Source organism: Blastococcus sp. SYSU D00868, from assembly GCF_054050575.1.
Genome location: NZ_JBJGZO010000040.1, coordinates 14,107 through 33,370, shown reverse-complemented (window position 1 = coordinate 33,370; position 19,264 = coordinate 14,107). Strand labels below are relative to the sequence as shown.

Genomic DNA, 19,264 nt, shown 5'->3' with positions numbered 1-19,264 from the left:
GGGTCTCCTCCGTTCAGGGCTGGCCACCGTCGACGGTGAGCACCGTCCCGGTGGTGAACGACGACCAGTCGCCGGCCAGGTACAGGGCGGCGCCGACGACCTCCTGCGGCTCGCCGCCGCGCTTCATCGCGAAGGTGGCCGACCGCTTCGCGAACGCCTCCATGTCCCAGGCGGCGCTGACGTCGGTGAAGAAGGTGCCGCACATGATCGCGTTCACCCGCACGGCCGGCCCGAAGGCGTGCGCCAGCCCGACGGTCACCGCGTTCAGCCCGGCCTTGGCCGCGGCGTAGGGAACGATGTCGGCCCGCGGCCGCACCGCGCCGGTGCTGCTGATGTTGATGATCGAGCCGCCGTCGCCGGCCGCCATCCGGGTGCCGATCAGCGCCGCCAGCCGGAACGGGCCCTTGAGGTTGACGCCGAGCACCTTGTCGAACAGCGTCTCGCTGACGTCGGCGACGGTGTCGTAGACCGGCGACATCCCGGCGTTGTTCACCAGGACGTCGACCCGCCCGAACTCGCCGTAGGCGGCCTCGACCAGGTCGTCGAGCGCGTCCCAGCGGCCCACGTGGGCGGCCACCGGCAGCGCGCGGCGGCCGGTCTGCTCGCGGACCTCGGCCGCGGCCTTCTCGCAGCTGGCCAGGTCGCGGCTGGCGATGACGACGTCGGCGCCGGCCGCGGCCAGGCCGAGCACCATCTCCCGGCCCAGTCCGCGGCTGCCGCCGGTGACGAGGGCGACCTTGCCGGTCAGGTCGACGGCAGGACCCGGCCGCGGTGCGGGAGCCGGACCCGGCCGGGACGCCGGCGCGCTCACGCCGCCCGGACCGGCGTCGGGCCCACCACGTCGGCGGCGCCGAGCGCGTCGAGCTCCTCGCGGCTCATCCCGAGCAGGCCGGTCAGACCCGCCTCGGTGTGCTCGCCGATGGTGGGCACCCCGTCGTACACCGGGCCGTCGTAGCTGCCCATGTGCAGCACCGGGCCGGGCACGAGCGCCTTGCCCAGCACGGTGTTGGCCAGCGGCACGAGGGTGCGCTCGAGGAAGTGCGGGTCCTCGGTGATGTCCTTGGCGTCGTTGACCGGGGCGGCCACGACCTCGTGCGCGTCGAGGTCGGCGAGCACCACGTCGCGGGGGCGCTCGGCGACCCAGGCCTTGACGATCTCCTGCAGCTCGTCGTTGTTGGCCATCCGCGCGACGTTCGTGGCGTACCGCTCGTCGGTCTTGAGGTCCGGGCGCCCCATCGCGTCGAACAGCCGCATCGCGATCGTCTGGTTGGACGCCGCGATCGACAGCCACTGGCCGTCGCCGGCCTGGTAGATGCCGCGCGGGGACGCCGAGCCCGAGCCGTTGCCGACCCGCTGCTGGATGAAGCCCGACGCCGTGTAGTTCAGCACCAGGTCGCCGAGGATGAACATCAGCGGCTCGTACAGCGCCACGTCCACGACGTCGCCGCGGCCGGTGCGGGTGCGATTGAACAGCGCCGTCGTCGTCCCGAAGGCCGCCGACAGGCCGGCGATGGAGTCGGCGAAGCCGAACGGCGGCGAGGTCGGCGGCGAGTCGGGCCAGCCGTTGACGAACGCGTAGCCGCTGGCGGTCTCGGCCACCGTGCCGAAGCCCGGCCGCTCCCGGTAGGGCCCGGTCTGCCCGAAGCCGGAGACCCGGGTGAGCACCAGGCCGGGGTTCTCGGCGGAGAGGACGTCGTAGCCCAGGCCCCAGTCCTCGAGCCGGCCGGGGCGGAAGGACTCGACGACCACGTCGACGCGGGCGGCCAGCCGGCGGACCAGGTCGCGGCCCTCGGGCCGGCGCAGGTCGATGCCGATGGACTCCTTGCCCGAGTTGAGCCGCGCGAAGCCGATGGACATGCCCTCGAACTGCGGCGTCCACTGGCGGGCGAAGTCGCCCGACCGCGGGTCCTCCACCTTGACGACGCGGGCGCCGAAGTCGCGCAGCATGCGCCCCGCGGTCGGCGCGGCGTACATGGTGCCCAGCTCCAGGACCGTGACCCCCGCCAGCGGCGGGACCCCCTGTGTGCTGCCGGTCATGGCTCCCCCTCGGGTGCTCTGGTCGTTCGTCGTGCCCGGCCTCGTCATGGCCGCCACTGCACGTGCTGGGGCTCGAGGTACTCGCGGATGCCCCACTCGCCGATCTCGCGGCCGACCCCGGAGAGGCCGAAGCCGCCGAAGGGGGCGTCGGGCCGCATGTTGCCGCCGCCGTTGACCCAGACGGTGCCCGAGCGCAGCTGCGCGGCCAGCGCGCGGCCGTGCTCGATGTCCGGCGTGTAGATGTTCGCGGCCAACCCGTAGGCGGTGTCGTTGGCCAGCCGGATCGCCTCCTCCTCGGTGGAGAAGGGGACGACGACGCCGACCGGGCCGAACACCTCGTTCTGCACCAGCCGGTTGTCGTGCGACAGGCCGGTGAAGACGACCGGGTTGATGAAGTAGCCGCGGTCGGGCACCGGGGTGTCCAGCGACAGGGCGATGTGCCCGCCGTCGGCCAGGCCGTTGTCGATGAAGGTCTGCACCCGCTGCCGGTGGTCCTCGCGGATCATCGGCCCGATGTTGACGCTGCGGTCCCACGGGTCGCCGACCTTCAGCGCGGTGAACGCCTCCTTGGAGGCGCCGAGGAACTCGTCGACCAGGCTCTCGTGCACGAGCATGCGGGCCAGCGCCGCGCAGCCCTGCCCGCCGTTGCGCGCCCACCGCAGGTGGATGTCCTTGGCCAGCCCGGCGGCGTCGATGCCCGGCAGCAGGATGTTGGGCGACTTGCCGCCGAGCTCCAGGGTGACGCCCTTCAGCCCGCGGGCGGCCTGCTCCATGATCGCCGCGCCGACGGCGTCGGAGCCGGTGAACGACACCCGGTCCACCCACGGGTGGGTGGTGAGGTGCTGGCCGACCGAGGGCCCGTCGCCGATGACGACGTTGATGACGCCGGCGGGGATGCCGGCCTCCTCGAACAGCTCGCCCATCCACAGCGTGGTCAGCGGGGTGCGCGGCGAGGGCAGCAGCACCGTCGTGCAGCCGGCGGCGAGCGCGGCGCCGAACTTGAAGACGGCGAGGTTGATCGGGTAGTTGTAGCCGGTGATGCAGGCCACCACCCCGGCCGGCCGGTAGGCGACCTCGGAGTAGCTGAGCACCGGGTCGTGCCACTCCCCCAGCTGCACGGTGCGGTCGACCAGCGCCGCCTCGGCCTGCCAGCGCAGGTGGGTGATGCCGAGCTTGACCTGCATGACCTCGGCGAAGGCGGCGGGCGTGCCGACCTCGTTGACGATCGCGGCGGTCAGCCGCTCGGTGTGCTTCTCGAAGGTGTCGGCCAGCCGGTGGATGGCGGCGCTGCGCTCCTGCGGGGAGGCGGCGGCCCAGGCCGGGAAGGCCCGCCGGGCGGCGGCGACGGCCTGGTCGACCTGCTCGATGCTCGCCGTGGCGACGGTGGCGTGCACCTGCTCGGTGGCCGGGTTGAGCCCCTCGATGACCGGGCCCTCGCCGGGCACCAGCCGGCCGTCGATGAGCAGCTCACGGGTGGTGGGGACCCAGTGCCGCAGGTCGTCGTTCATGCTCGTGCCTCCTCGCCGGTGATCAGGGGATTGCTGCCGCCGTGCTCGGGCGACTTGGCCATCAGGCCCACGCGGGTGCAGACCATGACCAGCTGGTCGTGCTGGTTGTAGCCGCGGTGCTCGAACCAGACGATCCCGCTGTCGGTGCGGCTCTTGCTCTCCCGCTTGTCGAGGATCGTCGTCTCCCCACGGAGCGTGTCCCCGTGGAAGACCGGGTGGGGGAACTTCACCGAGTCGTAGCCCAGGTTGCCCAGTGTGGTGCCGAACGTCAGCTCCAGCACGTGGAAGCCGCCGACCAGGGCCAGGGTGAACAGGCTGTTGAACAGCGGCCGCCCGTGGATCGTGCCCTTGGCGAACTCGTGGTCCAGGTGCAGCGGCTGGGTGTTCATCGTCAGCGACGTGAAGAGCACGTTGTCGGACTCGGTGACGGTCCGGGTGAACGGGTGCCGGTAGACCCGCCCGACCTCGAACTCCTCGAAGTACAGGCCCCGCATGCTCAGCGGCCCCCTTCCGGTGCGTCGATGCCCAGCGCGTCGGCCGGCGCGGGCCCGCCGACGCCCGGGGTGGCCCGCGCGTGGTCCAGCCACTCGCGGGCGGTGTCGGCGTGCGCCTTGTCGATGTGCACGCCGCGGTAGCGGACGGCGCCGTGCCCGGCGGCGGCGGCCTCGCGGTAGGCGCGGACCAGACCCTCGTGGAACTCGATCTCCTCGGCGGTCGGCGAGAACGCCTCGTTGACCGTGGCGACGTGCGAGGGGTGGATCGCGATCATGCCGCGGAAGCCGAGCTGGCGGCCCTTCTCGGCGAAGGCCTTGAGGCCGGCCAGGTCGTCCAGCCGCTCCCACAGGCCGGTGAGCGGGTGGATGCCCGCCTCCCGGCAGGCCAGCAGGATCCGGCTGCGCAGGTAGAGCGTCTCCTCGCCCTCCGGCGTCCAGCGGTAGCCGACGGCGCGGGCGATGTCGGCGTGCTCGGCGGTCGGGCCGATCATGGCGCCCACCCGCGGCGAGGCCAGGGCGATCTCCCGGGCGTTCTGGATCGCGCCGATCATCTCGACCGGGACGATGTACTCCAGGCCGGAGACGCCGTTGCGCGCCTCGAAGTGGTCCAGCAGCGCGTCGTAGCGCAGCACGTCGGTCGCCTGGCTGATCTTCGGGGCGAAGACCCCCGTCAGCCCGGGCACGACGACGGCCTCCAGGTCGCCGCCGGCCAGCCGGGTGTCCAGCGGGTTGACCCGGACGAACAGCCCGACCCGGCGGTCCCTCGCGCGGACGGCGGCGATCGACTCGGCGACCGTCTGCCGGGCCCCGAGCTTCAGCTCGGCGGGCACCGAGTCCTCGAGGTCGAGCACGATGCAGTCGGCGCCGGCGGCCAGCGCCTTGTCGATCCACGCGGGCTTGTGCCCGGGGACGAAGAGGATGGAGCGGTACGGGACCATCAGCGCTCTCCCGGCGTCAGTAGCTGCGCGGCAGGCCGAGCACGTGCTCGGCGGTGTAGTTGAGGACCATCTCCTGGCTGATCGGCGCGATCCGCATGAGCCGGGCCTCGCGGAAGTACCGCTCGACGTGGAACTCCTTGCCGTAGCCGAACCCGCCGTGCACCTGCAGCGCGACGTCCGCGGCGTAGAAGCCGGCCTCGGCGCAGAGGAACTTGGCGGCGTTGGCCTCGCGGCCGCAGGGCAGCCCGCGGTCGACCATCCAGGCGGCCTTCTGCACGACCTGCTCGGCCGCGTCCAGCCGGATCTGCGCCTCGGCCAGCTGGAAGGCGATGCCCTGGTTCTGCCCGATCGGCCGGCCGAACACCTCGCGCTGCTTGGCGTACTCGGTGCCCCGCCGCAGCGCCGCCGTCCCGATGCCCAGCGCCGCGTTGGCGCTGATCACCCGCTCGGCGTTGAGCCCGCCGAGGATGGTGCGGAAGCCCTTGCCGACCTCGCCGACGACGTCCTCGTCGGCGACGAACAGCTCGTCGATGAACAGCTCGTTGGTGTCGACGGCGTTGCGGCCCATCTTGGGGATCGGCCGGACCTGCACCTTGTCGCGGTCGATCGGGGCGAACATCAGGGTCATCCCGTCGGTCCGCCTGGCCCCGGGCTCGCGCGGGCTGGTGCGGCACAGCAGGAGCATCCGCTGCGCCTCCTGCGCCTTGGTGATCCACACCTTCTTGCCGGTGACCAGGTACCCGCCGTCCACCTTCCTGGCGAAGGTGGAGATGTTCGTGGTGTCGGTGCCGGCGTCGGGCTCGGTGACGGCGAAGGAGACGTGCAGGTCGCCGCTGGCGGCCTGCGGCAGGAAGCGCCGCTTCAGGTCCTCCGAGCCGTGCTCGATGATCGGGTGGAAGCCGAAGATGCCGATGTGGACGGCGCTGCAGCCGTTCATGCCGGCGCCGGAGGCGGCGATTTCGCGCTCGACGATCGCGGCCTCGGTGACGCCGAGACCGCCGCCGCCGTACTCCTCGGGGATGGTGAGGCCCAGCCAGCCGGCCTTCTGCACCGCGGAGTAGAACTCCCACGGGAACTCGTGGGTGCGGTCGTGCTCCATCCAGTACTCGTCCGGGAAGTCCTTGCACATGGCCCGGACGGCCTCCCGGATGTCCCGGTGGACCGGGTCCTCGGTGTAGTCCATGACGCTCCTCAGCGGGCCGCGGCGACGGTCGCCAGCCGGTCGGCGGTGTCCGGGGTGATGCCGAGCTCGCGCAGCTGCGCCTTCTGCACCTTCTCCGAGGGGGTCTTGGGCAGCGCGTCGACCAGGCGGATGAACCGGGGGGTGGCGAAGGCGGGGATCCGCCCCTCGCACCACTGCCACAGCTCGGCGGCCTCGACCGGGGCGTTGGCGACGACGTAGGCCATCACCTCGTCCTCCCCGGCCTCCGACTCGGCCGGGACGGCGATGACGGCGACCTCGAGGACGGCGGGGTGCGACAGCAGCCCCTGCTCCACCTCGTAGGAGCTGATGTTCTCCCCGCGGCGGCGCAGCGCGTCCTTGTACCGGTCGACGAAGTAGAACCAGCCGTCGGCGTCCTTGCGCAGCGCGTCGCCGGTGTGGAACCACAGGTTGCGCCACGCCTCGGCGGTCTTCTCCGGCATGCCGAAGTAGCCCATCGAGCAGGTCCACGGGTGCCTCGGGCGGACGACGAGCTCGCCGACCTCGCCGACCGGCACCTCGCGGTCGGTCTCGGGGTCGACCAGCCGGACGTCGAACCAGTCGGCGGCCTGCAGGCCGGCGGCGCCGGCGGGGCGGTCCTCGCCGTAGGGCGACAGGATCGGGGCGCTGGTCTCGGTCAGCCCGAAGACCTCGGTGAAGGCCTCGATGCCGAACCGCTCCTTGAAGCCCTCGACGATGGAGCTGGCCGTCGGCGCGGCGAAGACGGTGCGCAGCACGTTGTCGGCGTCGTCGGCCTTCGCCGGCTGCTTCCAGATGAAGTCCATCATCACGCCGATGAGGTTGGTGGCGGTGACGCCGGAGACCCGCAGGTGCTCCACCCAGCGGCTGGCGCTGAACTTCGGCCGGCAGACCAGCCGGGCGCCGGCGATCAGCGCCGGGTAGGCCGCCATGAACTGCGCGTTGCCGTGGAACAGCGGCGTGCAGGTGAAGTAGACGTCGTCCGCGGTCAGCCGCTGCAGGCTGACCACCTCCTGGCCGAAGAAGTACATCTGCGCGTGCGGCATCGCCACGCCCTTGGAGGGGCCGGTCGTGCCGGAGGTGAAGAAGATCGACGCCTGCGCGTGCGGCGGCGGGGTGCCGAACTCCGCGCCGGGGCGGGCGCCCTGCGCCAGCTCCTCCCAGGGCGCGGCGGCCCAGCCGGCGTCGCGGAGCGTCTCGAGGGCCTGCTCCCGGCTGCCGGAGTCGATCACCCAGAACTTCTCGATGACCTTCGCCGCGTCCGCGACGGCGAGGAACTTGGCGGCGTGCACGTCGTCGATGACCGCCCACCGCGGGGCGGCGACGGTGGCCTGGTGCTCGAGGAAGACGCCCTCGTAGGCGGTGTTGATCGGCACCTCGATCGTGCCGCCGACCCCGGTGCCCAGCCAGGTGCGGAGGAACTGCGAGGAGTTCGCCGCCATCACCAGCACCCGGTCGCCGGGGGCTGCGCCGGCCTCGGCCAGCCGGTCGGCGATCGACTCGGCCTGCTCGAGCGCCTGCGCGTAGGTGAAGGTGAGGCCCTCCTCCGGCAGGTCGAGGAACACCGCGTCCGGGCGCCGGTCCGCGTGGTGGCGCAGCACCGTCGCGAGCGTCCAGTCACCCTGGTCCGCGAAGGCCGGCACCAGGTCCGTGTAGGTCCGCATGACTCCCCTGCCGACGTCGTCGTCCGTGATGGTCAATAGCTAATCATGATTAGGGTTCACCCGCCAGTACCCCCGGCCACCCTCCGGAGGGGCGGAACGCGCGCGGGGCGGCCGGCCGGACCGGCCGACCGCCCCGCTCGCGGGCGCGGTCAGTCGACGAGCGCGGCCTCGCCGAGGAAGGCGCGCAGCACCGAGGCGTTGGACCGGGCCTGCTCGGCCGGCCCGCTGAACACGACCTCGCCGCGGGCCATCGCGACGACGTCGTCGGCGATCTCCAGCCCCATGTCGGCGTTCTGCTCGACGAGCAGGACGGCGATCCCCGAGTCGGCCATGCGGCGCACCGCCCCCAGGACCGACTCCACCATCGTGGGCGCCAGGCCCATCGACGGCTCGTCGAGCATGATCACCCGGGGCGAGGACATCAGCGCGCGGCCGAAGGCCAGCATCTGCTGCTCGCCGCCCGACAGCAGCCCCGCGGCGCCGGCGCAGCGCTGGCCCAGGATCGGGAACATCTCGTACACCTGGGCGAGCACCTCCCCCGCCTTCTCCCGGGACGCCGTGTAGCCGCCCAGGACCAGGTTCTCCTCCACGGTCAGCGGCGCGAACACCCGCCGGCCCTCGGGGACGAGCACCATGCCGTTCCGGACGATCTTGTGCGGGGCCATGCCGGTGACGTCGCGGCCGTCGAGGGTCACCCGGCCGGCGTGCGGCTTGACCAGCCCCGCCGCCGCGCGCAGCGTGCTCGACTTGCCGGCACCGTTGGCGCCCAGCACCAGGGTGATCCGGCCCGGGCTGGCCGAGACCGACACCCCCCGGACGGCCTCCGCGGTCGCGTACCGGACGTGCAGGTCAGCGATCTCCAGCACGGTTCCACCTCTTCCCCAGGTAGGCCTCCTGCACGGTGGGGTCGCGCACCACGTCGCCCGGCGCGCCCTCGGCGACGTGCCGCCCCTGGTTCATCGCCAGCAGCCGGTCGCAGGTGTCGACCATCATCTGGACGTCGTGCTCGACGAGCAGCTGGGTGAGCCCCTCGTCCCGCAGCCGGCGCAACAGGCCGGCCACCTCGACCCGCTCGGGCTGGTTCATCCCGGCGGTCGGCTCGTCGAGCATCAGCACCCGCGGCCGGGTCGCCAGCGCGCGGGCGATCTCCACCCGGCGCGCGGTGCCGTAGGAGAGCTCGCCGGGCCGCAGGTCGAGCACGTCGCCCACGCCCGTCCGCTCGATCGCCTCGGTGACCGGCTCGGGCACGCTGCGGCGCAGCAGCTCCCGCCAGCGGGCCGCCCGCGGCAGCCGCAGGTCCGAGCCGAGCTGGATGTTCTCCAGCACGGTGAGGTCGGGCAGCAGCCGCACCGTCTGGAACGTGCGGGCGATGCCGCGGTGCGCCAGCCGGGCCGCCGGCGTGCGCCCGTAGTCGGCGCCGTCGAGCAGCACCCGCCCGCGGGTGAGCGGCACCAGCCGGGTGACCGCGCCGAGCAGCGTGCTCTTGCCCGACCCGTTGGGCCCGAGGATCCCGAGGATCCGGCCGCTCTCCAGCGTCAGGTCGATGCCGTCGACGGCCTTGATGCCGCCGTAGTGGACCGCGACGTCGATGGTCTCCAGCACCGTGGTGCCGGTGGCCGGCACCGGGGCCACGTCCTGCGTGGTCGTCACTGCCGTGCCTCCGCGGTCGGGCCGCCCAGGGCGGCGAGCTGCTCCTCGGGGTCGGCCTGCACCACGACGTCGGTCGAGGCGACCGCGCCCTCGGCGGGGATGCGGCGGCCGCGGCGGCGCAGCCGGCGCCAGCCCTCCTGCAGCAGGCCGAGCAGCCCGTTGGGTACGTAGACGGCGGCGATCGTGACGATGACGCCGTAGACGAGCAGCTGCCACTCGCCCAGGGACTGCAGGACGGTCGGCAGCCAGGTGAAGATGACCGCGCCGATCGCGGCGCCCGCCCAGGACAGCGCGCCGCCGACGATGATCATCGTCAGCGCCGTCACCACGAGGTGGAAGCCGACGGTCTCCGGCGAGACGGTGGTGCGCAGCAGCGTGTTCATCCCGCCGGCGGTCGCGCCGAGCGCCCCGCTGATGACGAAGACGCGGCGCCGCACGCCGATGACGTTGACGCCGAGGGAGACCGCCAGCTGCGGGTCCTCCCGGACGGCGTCCACCCGCCGGCCGAACGAGCCCCGCTCGGTGGCCGCGAGCGCCACCACGACCAGCAGCGTGATGACGATGACGTGCGTGGTGGTCAGCGTGCTCAGGGCGCCGAACAGGCCGGTCGCGCCACCGGTGAGGTCACCGCCGTTGGTGGCCAGCACCCCGAGGAAGAGGGCGAAGGAGATGGTCGCCATGCCGAGGTACAGGCCGGACAGGCGGGCGACCAGCAGCGCCAGCAGGTAGCCGACGGCGGCGGCGAGCAGCACGCCCGCGCCGATCGCGATGATCGGGGCCACCTGGGCGCGGATGGTGAGGATCGCCGCGGTGTACGCGCCGATCGCGTAGCTGCCCACGCCGGCGAAGGAGAAGACCCCCGCCCGCAGCGGCACCTGGATGGACAGCGCCAGCAGCAGGCTGATGAACGTCCCCTGGATGAGGATCTCGTGGGACAGGAACCACTGGTTCATGTGCGGCGGACCTCCTGGCGGCCGAGCAGGCCGTTGGGCCGGACGAGGAGCATCAGGAAGATCACCCCGAAGGCGATGGCGGGCGTCCACGTGCCCGAGGTGGTCACCAGGACCAGCGTCTCGATCCCGGCGAGGACGACCGCGCCGAGCACGACGCCGGCGATGCTGCCGACGCCGCCGAGGATGATCGCGGCGAAGGCCTTGAGCAGGAAGGCGTCACCGGTCTCCGGGGCGATGGAGCCCAGGTAGTAGGTGAGCAGGACGCCGGCCAGGCCCGCGAGGCCGCCGGCGACGGACATGGTGAGCAGCGCCAGGCGCCGGCGGTCCACGCCCATGAGCGAGGCGACCTCGGCGTCCACGCCGATGCCGCGCAGCGCCAGCCCCGGCCGGGCGGCCTTGAGCCACCAGCCGATCAGCAGGGCGAGCCCGAAGGCGGCCACCAGCGTCACGATCTGGATGTTGCTGATCCGCACGAAGCCGAGGTCGTAGGTGTCGGTGCGGAAGGTCCCGTTCGAGTAGCCGAACGGGACGCTGCCGGTGATGTGCTGGGCGATCGCGAGCGGGACGATCGCGATCCCGATCCCCCCGACGAGGATCTGCAGCTCGGCCTGCCGGTGGTCCTTGGCGCGGCGCTGGATCGGCTCGAAGACCAGCAGCTGCACCAGCAGCGAGAGGACGGCGCCGATCGCGATGCCGATGAGCAGCATCGCCGGCATCGGCAGCGACACCTCGCGGACGATCAGGTGGGCCGAGAACGCGGCGAACATGAAGATCGAGCCGTGGGCGAAGTTGAGGATCCCGATGGTCCCCCACGCCAGGCTCATCCCGAGCGCGAAGAGCAGGTAGAGCGCGCCGAGGGTCAGCGCGTTGAGCACGTCCTGTGCCATGTCAGGTCCTTTCGCGGGCGCCGGTGCCGGCGGGTCGCCCCGCCGGCACCGGCTCCTCCGGCGTCGGTCAGGCGCCGTCCTGGCTGAGCGGGACCTCGCGGCTGCCGTCCCACTGGACGAGCACGCCGGGGACGCGGGCGTCGTTGCCCTCGAAGGTGATGTCGCCCTGGGCGCCGGAGAAGCCCTCGGCGGCGACGGCGGCCAGGCCCTCCTGCAGGGCGGCACGGTCGGCGCTGTCGGCCTCGGCCAGGCCGCGGGCGATGAACCACAGCGCGTCGTAGGCCTCGGCGGCGTAGTTGTTCGGCTCCTCGCCGTCGTACTTGGCCTTGTAGGCCTCGACGAACGCCTGCGAGCTCTCCACGTCCTGGTCGACGCTGAAGTTGGTCGGCCAGATGAAGCCCGCCGCCTCCTGGCCGGCCGAGGCGAGGTTGCCGGCGCCGGCGGCGCTCATGCCGAGCAGCAGGCCCTCGTAGCCGGCCTGCCGCAGCTGGGTGATGGCGACCGGGTACTGCGGGCCCTGGACCATGAGGAAGGCCGCGTCCGGGTTCTCGCCGGCGATCTGCGAGGCGGGCGTCGTGAAGTCCTGCTGGGTGGCCTCGACACCGCCGGTGCTGACGACCTCGAAGCCGTGGTCGCCGGCCATCGCCGGGATCTCGTCCTCGCCGAGCTGGACCAGGGTCGGGTTGCCGCTGTTGAACAGCACCGAGGCGGTGGTGACGCCCTGCTCCTCGACGTAGTCGCCGGCGATGTCGAAGTACGAGGCGGCGGGCGGGGTCAGCCGGAAGGTGTAGTCGCCGATGACGACGCCCTCGCTGCCGGACTGGACGTAGACCGTGGGGATCCCGGCCTGCTCGACGATCGGCGAGACGGCGGTGGACTGCGCGCTGGCCGCCGGGCCGAGGATGGCGGTGTAGGACTGGTCGGCGATCGCCTGGCTGGCGAAGCTGGCCGCCTCCTGCGGGCTGGCGGCCGAGTCGCGGTAGTCGATCTCGATGGTGGTGTCCCCGAGGAGCCCGTCCTCCTCGATCATCTCGATCGCGAGGTCGTAGCCCTTCTGGGCGTTGGTCCCGGCGAAGGCCACGGGGCCGGTCAGGCCGGTCACCGACATCAGCTTGACGGTGTCGGGGAGCCCCTCCCCGCCGCCACCGCCGCCTCCGCCGCCGCCCCCGCCGGAGGACGAGTCACCGGGTGAGCTGCATGCGGCGAGGCCGACGGCCAGCACCAGGGCGCCGGCGCCGCTGAGGGCCTTGCGCCGGCCGAACCGGGAACCGCTGTTCATGGACGCTCCTGAATGGGTGGTAATCATGTGCAGGGTTGAGCGACTGTAACTGTGCTCACAGATTCGGACAAGGCCCGTGTCCTGATCGTGTCCGGGCACCGGCCGGTCACCGGCGCGACGGCCCCGGCCTCCGGGAGGTGACTGGCCCCGCGCCGAGACGGGACCGGCCGCCACGGTGCGGGCGGTTCCCGGACGCTGCGGGCGCTCGACGGCCCCGGCCTGCCGGGGAGGCGGGCCGGGGCCGTCGGCCGGGGGCTCAGATGCCTTGGATCAGCTTGGTCTCCAGGAAGGCGCCGATGCCCTCGGGGCCGCCCTCGCGCCCGAGCCCGGACTGCTTGAAGCCGCCGAAGGGCTGGGTGACGCACATGCCCCAGTCGTTGACGTAGATCTGCCCGGTGCGGATCCGGCGGGCCACCGACTCCCCCACCGCCGGGTCGGCGGTGAACACCGCACCCGACAGCCCGTACTGGCTGTCGTTGGCGATCCGGACGGCGTCCTCGACCGTGTCGTAGGGGATCACGACGAGCACCGGCCCGAAGATCTCCTCCTGGGCGATCCGCATGGAGTTGTCGACGTCGGCGAAGAGCGTGGGCTGCACGTACCAGCCGCGGTCGAGCCCCTCGGGCCGTCCGCCGCCGGTGACCAGCCGCGCTCCCTCCTCGACGCCCGTGCGGATGTAGCCCTCGACCCGCTCGCGCTGCCGTTCGGCGGCCAGCGGGCCGATCATCACGCCCTCCTCGCGCGGATCGCCGACCGGGATCGCCTCCATGACGCCCTTCACCGCCTCGACGACCTCCTCCTGGCGGTCGCGCGGCACGACCAGCCGGGTGAGGGCGGCGCAGACCTGCCCGGAGTTGCCGATGCCGGCGAAGGTCACCGTCTGAGCCACGGACGCGACGTCGGCGTCGGGCAGCACGATCGCCGCCGACTTGCCGCCGAGCTCCAGGGTCACGCGGGCGATGCGCTCGCCGCACAGCTGCATGACGCGCCGGCCGGCGGCGGTCGACCCGGTGAACGACACCTTGTCGACGTTGGGGTGGCGGACCAGGTGCTCGCCAGCCTCCCGCCCGCCGGGCAGGACGCTGACGACACCCTCGGGGAGGCCGGCGGCCTCCAGCGCCTCGGCGAGCACCATCACCGACACCGGCCCCTCGGGCGCCGGCTTGAGGACGACGGTGCAGCCGGCCGCGAGCGCCGGGGCGATCTTCAGCGACGCCGTGGCGACCGGCCCGTTCCAGGGGATGATCACGGCGGCGACCCCGACCGGCTCCCGCACGAGCGTCGCCGTGCCGCCGCCGGGCAGCGACCGCTGCTCCTCCAGCGCGATGGTGCCGGCGAGCGTGGCGGCGTCGTCCCAGATCGCCGTGGCGTTGGCGTGGAACGCCGTGCTGATGACGGCGGGCGCGCCGATCTCGGCGGTGAAGGAGGCCTCCATCTCCGCGATCCGCCGGCCCACCTCCTCGCCGACGCGGCGCAGCGCCTCGGCCCGCTCGGCGGGGGTCATGCGCGGCCACGGGCCCTCGTCGAACGCCTTCCGGGCGGCGGCCACGGCGGCGTCCATGTCGGCGGGGCTCGCCGCCGGGACGGTGGCGACGACCTCCTCGGTGATCGGGGAGACCACCTCGATGCGCTCGTCGGTGGCCGGCCGGACCCACTGCCCGCCGATGAAGAGCCGGTCGAACGAGCGCACGCCGCTGCCGGCGCGCTCCTGCACTGCGGTCACGGGTGTCCTCCCAGGACGGTCGCGGCGGGCTCAGGCATCGAAGCCCTCCATCTGCGGTGGGGTGAGGGCGGAGATGCGGCGGGAGGCGATCCGCCACCCGTCGTCGGTCCGCCGGTAGACGTCCTCGTTGAGGGCGATCGCCCTGAACGCCGCACCGCTGTTCGTGTGCCCCTCGGAGAACACGTAGTTGGTGCCGCGGGCGGTGACGCCGTCGTCGTCGAGGTCGATGACGTGGTTGGTGATGACGTGGAACTGGTCGGCGATCGCCGCGGCGTCGCGCTCGAAGAAGCCGAGGATCGCCGCCCGCCCCTCCAGACGCTCGAGGCCGACCGGGGAGGCGTCCCAGACGGCGTCGTCGGTGAAGGCCGACAGCGCCTCCTGCGGGTCGAACCGGTCGAGCCCGCGGGCGTAGACCTGGGTGGCGCGCTGGATGTCGAGCAGGTCGGCGGTGCGGGTGTCGCTCTGCGTCGAGGTCATCGCGGGCCTCAGTCGTCGTAGACGATGACGCCGCGGATGTTCTTGCCCTCGCGCAGGTCGGCGAAGGCCTCGTTGATGTCCTCCAGCCGGTAGGTCCTCGTGATCAGCTCGTCGAGCTTGAACTGGCCGTTCTTGTACATGTCGGCGATCAGCGGGATGTCGTTGCGCGAGTTGGTCGTGCCGTACAGCGAGCCCTGCAGGCGCTTGCCCGACATCGCGAAGCTGAACAGGTCGAACTGGACGTCGCGCTGGAGCACCGGCGCGGCCGCGGTCAGCACGATGACCCCGCCGCGGCGGGTGAGCTGGTTGGCCTGCTCGACGATCTCGCCGCGGGCCACGTCGACGGTGATGATCACGCGGTCGGCGCCCTGGCCGTTGGTCATCTGCTCGACCAGCCGCGCGGCGTCCTCGAACGACCCGACCGGGTGCGTGGCGCCGAACTCCTTGGCCTTCTCCTGCTTGAAGGGCACCGGGTCGACCGTGACGATGTTCTTCGCGCCGCGGTGCACCGCGCCCTGCACGGCGTTCATGCCGACGCCGCCAGTCCCGAAGACCACCACGGTGTCGCCGAGCTGCATGTCGGCGGCGTAGACCGACGACCCCCACCCGGTGGGCACGCCGCAGCCGATCAGCGAGGCCGGCATGAGCGGGATCTCGGGGTCGATCTTCACGACCGCGTCGACCGGCACGGTCGCGTACGGGGCGAAGGTGCCCAGGTAGCTCATCGCGCCGACGCCCTTGCCCCGGGCGTGCACCCGGTGGGTGCCGTCGGGCGCGAGGCCGGCCAGCACGCCGGCGCCGAGCTCGCACATGTTGGCGCGGCCGGCGACGCACATCCGGCACTTCCCGCACGACGGCAGGAAGGACATGACGACGTGGTCGCCCTCCTGCAGGTCGGTCACCTCCGGCCCCACCTCGGTGACGACGCCGGCGCCCTCGTGCCCGCCGAGGATGGGCGCCCAGGGCAGCGGGATGTCGCCGGTGTCGAGGTGGTCGTCGCTGTGGCAGATGCCCGACGACGTGAGCTTGACCGTGACCTCCCGCCGCTTCGGCGGGTCGATCTCGATCTCCTCGACGCTCCATCCCGAACGCGTCCCGGGCTCCCACAGCAGTGCACCGACGGTCTTCACGAAGGCTCCTTCGCCTCATGGCGCCGGGCACGCAGAGGCCCGGCGGCGGCTGACGGATCCACCGGCGGCACCTCGGCGGCCGGCGTGCTGTGACCGTAGGCACAGCCGGCTCGGACGCGCCAGACACCCTGCGCATGTTTCGCATTTTTAGATCTGTGTTCCGGAACCGCTCCGAACGCACGCCGACTCCGGCCCCGTCCCCTCGCGGGGCCGGGACCGGAGCCGTGAGTGCGCCGGGGTGCGGCGGTCAGATCAGCAGCGTGCCCATGTCCACCGGCAGCGCGGTGCCGGTCACGTACTTGGCCTGCTCGGAGAGCAGGAACAGCACCGCGTCCGAGATGTCGCCGGGCTCGACCGGGCCGTGCTCCATGACGTTGGCCATCCAGCCGGGAGGCGCGTCGGCCTGCAGGTCCTTGGTGAAGAACTCGTTCTGGATCATCGGCGTCTGCACGCCGGCCGGGATCACCGTGTTGACCCGGATGCCGTACTTGCCCAGCGCCATCGCGTAGTTGCGCATCAGCGCGAGGACGCCGGCCTTGGCGGCGCCGTAGGCCATGTGCCCGGGGTTGAGCATCTCGGTCTTGTAGGCGACGCCGCGGTACGTCGACGTCGACCCGGTGATGACGATCGCGCCGCCGGTCCCCCGCTCCACCATGCCGGGGGTCACCGCCCGCAGCGTGTGGAAGACGCCGGACAGGTTGGTGGCGATGGTGTCGTGCCACGCCTCGATCCGCTGGGCGTGCGGCCCGGTGGAGGGCAGGATCCCGGCGTTGGCGCACACCAGGTCGATGGAGCCGAACCGCTCCTCGGCCTGGATGACCGCCGCCGCCACCTGCTCCTCGTCGCGGACGTCGCCGACGATGCCGAGGAACTGCCGGCCGTGGTCGCGGACCAGCTTCTCGGTCTCGGCGAGGTCCTCGGGCGTGGACATCGCGTACTGCACCGAGTCGAACTGGCGGACCACGTCGACGACGGCGACGTCGGCCCCCTCGGCGGCCAGCCGCACCGCGTGCGAGCGGCCCTGCCCCCGGGCACCGCCGGTGATGAACGCGACCTTCCCCTCGAACCGACCCATGTCTCCTCCTGGTTGTCTCGCTGTGCTGTCGACTGGTGACCGGTGCGCGGTCAGGCGCCCGACGGGGCGGGCAGGATCTCCGGCGCGGGGGTGGGCAGGGCCCGGATGGCCGGGACGACCTCCTTGCCCAGCCGCTCGATGGCGGCGATGGTCTCGTCGGCCGACATCGAGGGCCACTGCGGGCGCAGCAGCAGCGGGTCGACCGGGAAGCGGGTGCACAGCTCGGTGAGCGAGGCGATCACCTCGGCGTCCGTGCCGAGCACCGCGTGCTTGGTCACCGTCTCCACGAACTCCGCGTCGAGCTGCTCGGCGCTGCCGGCCTTGCCCATGCCCTTCTGGGCGTAGCTGAGGTACTTGCCCTTGGAGACGCGGGCGTACTCGACGATGGCGTCCTCGCGGGAGTCGGCGACGAGCACGTTGCGCCGGACCGGCTGCGGGCCGAAGGGCTTGCCGCGGGCGGCGAACCCCTCCCGGACGGCGGCGAAGCGCTCCTCGATCTCGTCGTAGGTGGCCTCGGGCGTCACCGGGAAGGCGTCGCCGAAGCGGCCGGCCCGGCGGGCGCCGGCGACGCTCTGCGCGCCCACCCAGATCGGCGGGTGCGGCGACTGCACCGGCTTGAGGTGCGGCCGCACGCCCTCCAGCTGCCAGAACCGGCCGGAGTGGGTGACCTCGTCCTGGGTCCAGAGCTTGACCAGCAGCTCGAGGATCTCGTCGGTGCGCGCCGCGCGCTCCTTGAACGGGATGCCCAGGTAGTCGAACTCCTCGGGCCGGTAGCCGATGCCGGCGCCGAAGACGAGCCGGCCCTCGGTGACGACGTCGAGCGTCGCGAGCTCCTCGGCGAGCATCACCGGGTGGTACAGCGGCGCGATCATGATCTGGGTCGCCAGCCGGGTGTCGCGGTCGCACTCGGCGGCGAGCCGGGCCAGCAGCGGCACCGGCTGCAGCCAGCGCAGCTCGCCGTAGAGGAAGTGCTGGCCGATCGCGATGTAGGTGAACCCGTTGCGCTGGGCGGCCTCGACGATCCGCCGCACGTCGTCGAACTGCTGGGCGGGGCTGACGGAGGTGGGGACGTCGGAGAGCAGCATGCCGACGGCGACCATGGCGGGCCTCTTCTCTGGGTCTTCTGCGCGGGCGGGTCAGCGGGCGGGGCGGGTGAGGGTCTTGGCGAGCTGGCCCAGCAGGACCTCGTTGCCGCCCTCGTAGATGCGCATCGGCCGGGCGTTGCGGTACAGCCGCTCGATGGTCGAGCCGGTCACCACCCCGAAGCGGCCCATCATCTGCACGCACCGGTCGGCCACCCGGCCGGCGGTCTCGGTCGCCGCCACCTTGGCCATCGACGACCAGTGCAGCGCGCCGAGCGGGTCGGCGGCCGCCCGGCTGGCCGCGGCGTAGGTGAGCAGCCGGGCCTGCTCGATCTCCATCCAGCAGGTGCCGAGCATCTGCGGCATCGGGCCCAGCCGGGCCAGCGTGCTGCCGAACTGCTCGCGGCCGGTGGTGTGCCGGACCGCCTCGTCGAGCGCGGCCTGGGCCAGCCCGACGGCGGAGCCGGCCACCGACACCCGGAAGGTCGCCAGGGTCTGCAGCACCATCGGGAAGGCCTGGCCGGGCAGCCCGACGCGGGAGTCCAGCGGGACGCGGACGTCGTCCAGGTGGACCTCGCCGATGATGTGCGGGGCGATGAGGTCGGGGCCGGACTCGACGCGGACGCCGGGGGTGTCGGCGGGGACGAAGACCAGCGAGTAGCCGTCGTCCTCCTTGGCGAGCACGCTGTAGAAGTGCGCCGCGCCGGCGTTGGTGATGAACGACTTGCGGCCGTCGAGGACGAGCTCGCCGTCCTTCTCGACGACCGTCGTGCTGATCGCCTTGAGGTCCGAGCCCACCTCGGGCTCGGTCAGGCCCAGGGCGGCGATGGCGTCGAGGGAGACGACGCGCGGCAGCCACTCGGCCTGGATCCGCTCGCTCGCGCCGACGGCGAGGGCGTAGCTGCCGATGCCCTGCATGGCGAACAGCGAGTCCAGGTGCGCCGACACCCCGCCGAAGGCCTCGCGGACGACGGTGACCGCCAGCGAGTCGACCTTCTCGTCGGCGCCGCCGTGCGCGGCCGGGACGGTGAGCGCGGCCAGGCCCGAGGCCCGCAGCGCGTCGCGCATGCCCGGGTGGACGTCGGTCGCCGCGTCGGCCTCGCCGGCCTGGTCGCGCACCGAGGCGGCGACCTCCCGCGCGCGCTCCCGCAGCCGCTGGTGGTGCTCCGGCAGGTCGAACGACATCG

18 protein-coding genes are annotated in these 19,264 nt (G+C 72.7%); all 18 read right to left on the bottom strand.

Annotated features, from left to right (window positions below):
- Positions 1-13 precede the first annotated feature (13 nt).
- Entirely contained in the window at positions 14-811 is a 798-nt protein-coding gene (locus tag ACI79F_RS22430) for an SDR family NAD(P)-dependent oxidoreductase (RefSeq protein ID WP_456547393.1), read from the bottom strand.
- The gene (locus ACI79F_RS22425; protein ID WP_456547392.1) at positions 808-2,037 is read right to left on the bottom strand and encodes a CaiB/BaiF CoA transferase family protein; all 1,230 of its coding nucleotides are present in this window, start codon (positions 2,035-2,037) and stop codon (positions 808-810) included. Before ACI79F_RS22425 ends, ACI79F_RS22430 begins: the two co-directional genes overlap by 4 nt.
- 44 nt (positions 2,038-2,081) lie before the next feature.
- Positions 2,082-3,545, bottom strand: a complete 1,464-nt coding sequence (locus ACI79F_RS22420; RefSeq protein WP_456547391.1) for an aldehyde dehydrogenase family protein — start codon at positions 3,543-3,545, stop codon at positions 2,082-2,084.
- Positions 3,542-4,039 carry a MaoC family dehydratase gene (locus ACI79F_RS22415; RefSeq protein WP_456547390.1) on the bottom strand — a complete coding sequence of 166 codons (498 nt, stop codon included), beginning with the start codon at positions 4,037-4,039 and terminating at the stop codon, positions 3,542-3,544. Before ACI79F_RS22415 ends, ACI79F_RS22420 begins: the two co-directional genes overlap by 4 nt.
- A gap of 2 nt (positions 4,040-4,041) precedes the next feature.
- The gene (locus ACI79F_RS22410; protein ID WP_456547389.1) at positions 4,042-4,977 is read right to left on the bottom strand and encodes an HpcH/HpaI aldolase/citrate lyase family protein; all 936 of its coding nucleotides are present in this window, start codon (positions 4,975-4,977) and stop codon (positions 4,042-4,044) included.
- Between the two features lie 16 nt (positions 4,978-4,993).
- Positions 4,994-6,160: an acyl-CoA dehydrogenase family protein gene (locus tag ACI79F_RS22405; protein WP_456547388.1), complete on the bottom strand. Its 1,167-nt coding sequence runs from the start codon at positions 6,158-6,160 to the stop codon at positions 4,994-4,996.
- 8 nt (positions 6,161-6,168) lie between these two features.
- Positions 6,169-7,857 (bottom strand): AMP-binding protein, encoded by a 1,689-nt coding sequence (locus tag ACI79F_RS22400; protein ID WP_456547387.1) that lies wholly within the window; start codon positions 7,855-7,857, stop codon positions 6,169-6,171.
- 113 nt (positions 7,858-7,970) lie between these two features.
- On the bottom strand, positions 7,971-8,687 hold the full coding sequence (locus tag ACI79F_RS22395; RefSeq protein ID WP_456547386.1) for an ABC transporter ATP-binding protein: 717 nt from the start codon (positions 8,685-8,687) through the stop codon (positions 7,971-7,973).
- Positions 8,671-9,471, bottom strand: a complete 801-nt coding sequence (locus ACI79F_RS22390) for an ABC transporter ATP-binding protein (protein ID WP_456547385.1) — start codon at positions 9,469-9,471, stop codon at positions 8,671-8,673. The genes ACI79F_RS22395 and ACI79F_RS22390 overlap by 17 nt, the downstream gene beginning before the upstream one ends.
- Positions 9,468-10,424, bottom strand: coding sequence for a branched-chain amino acid ABC transporter permease (locus tag ACI79F_RS22385; RefSeq protein WP_456547384.1), 957 nt, complete (start codon positions 10,422-10,424; stop codon positions 9,468-9,470). The genes ACI79F_RS22390 and ACI79F_RS22385 overlap by 4 nt, the downstream gene beginning before the upstream one ends.
- Positions 10,421-11,311, bottom strand: a complete 891-nt coding sequence (locus ACI79F_RS22380) for a branched-chain amino acid ABC transporter permease (RefSeq protein ID WP_456547383.1) — start codon at positions 11,309-11,311, stop codon at positions 10,421-10,423. The genes ACI79F_RS22385 and ACI79F_RS22380 overlap by 4 nt, the downstream gene beginning before the upstream one ends.
- 67 nt (positions 11,312-11,378) lie before the next feature.
- The gene (locus tag ACI79F_RS22375) at positions 11,379-12,590 is read right to left on the bottom strand and encodes an ABC transporter substrate-binding protein (protein ID WP_456547382.1); all 1,212 of its coding nucleotides are present in this window, start codon (positions 12,588-12,590) and stop codon (positions 11,379-11,381) included.
- 256 nt (positions 12,591-12,846) lie between these two features.
- Positions 12,847-14,313, bottom strand: a complete 1,467-nt coding sequence (locus tag ACI79F_RS22370) for an aldehyde dehydrogenase (RefSeq protein ID WP_456547381.1) — start codon at positions 14,311-14,313, stop codon at positions 12,847-12,849.
- A gap of 30 nt (positions 14,314-14,343) precedes the next feature.
- Positions 14,344-14,790, bottom strand: coding sequence for a nuclear transport factor 2 family protein (locus ACI79F_RS22365; protein WP_456547380.1), 447 nt, complete (start codon positions 14,788-14,790; stop codon positions 14,344-14,346).
- 8 nt (positions 14,791-14,798) lie between these two features.
- Positions 14,799-15,920 carry an NDMA-dependent alcohol dehydrogenase gene (locus tag ACI79F_RS22360; protein ID WP_456547379.1) on the bottom strand — a complete coding sequence of 374 codons (1,122 nt, stop codon included), beginning with the start codon at positions 15,918-15,920 and terminating at the stop codon, positions 14,799-14,801.
- Between the two features lie 247 nt (positions 15,921-16,167).
- The gene (locus ACI79F_RS22355) at positions 16,168-16,995 is read right to left on the bottom strand and encodes a mycofactocin-coupled SDR family oxidoreductase (protein ID WP_456547378.1); all 828 of its coding nucleotides are present in this window, start codon (positions 16,993-16,995) and stop codon (positions 16,168-16,170) included.
- Between the two features lie 50 nt (positions 16,996-17,045).
- The gene (locus ACI79F_RS22350; protein ID WP_456547377.1) at positions 17,046-18,095 is read right to left on the bottom strand and encodes an LLM class flavin-dependent oxidoreductase; all 1,050 of its coding nucleotides are present in this window, start codon (positions 18,093-18,095) and stop codon (positions 17,046-17,048) included.
- A gap of 36 nt (positions 18,096-18,131) precedes the next feature.
- Entirely contained in the window at positions 18,132-19,262 is a 1,131-nt protein-coding gene (locus ACI79F_RS22345) for an acyl-CoA dehydrogenase family protein (protein ID WP_456547376.1), read from the bottom strand.
- Positions 19,263-19,264: the final 2 nt, after the last annotated feature.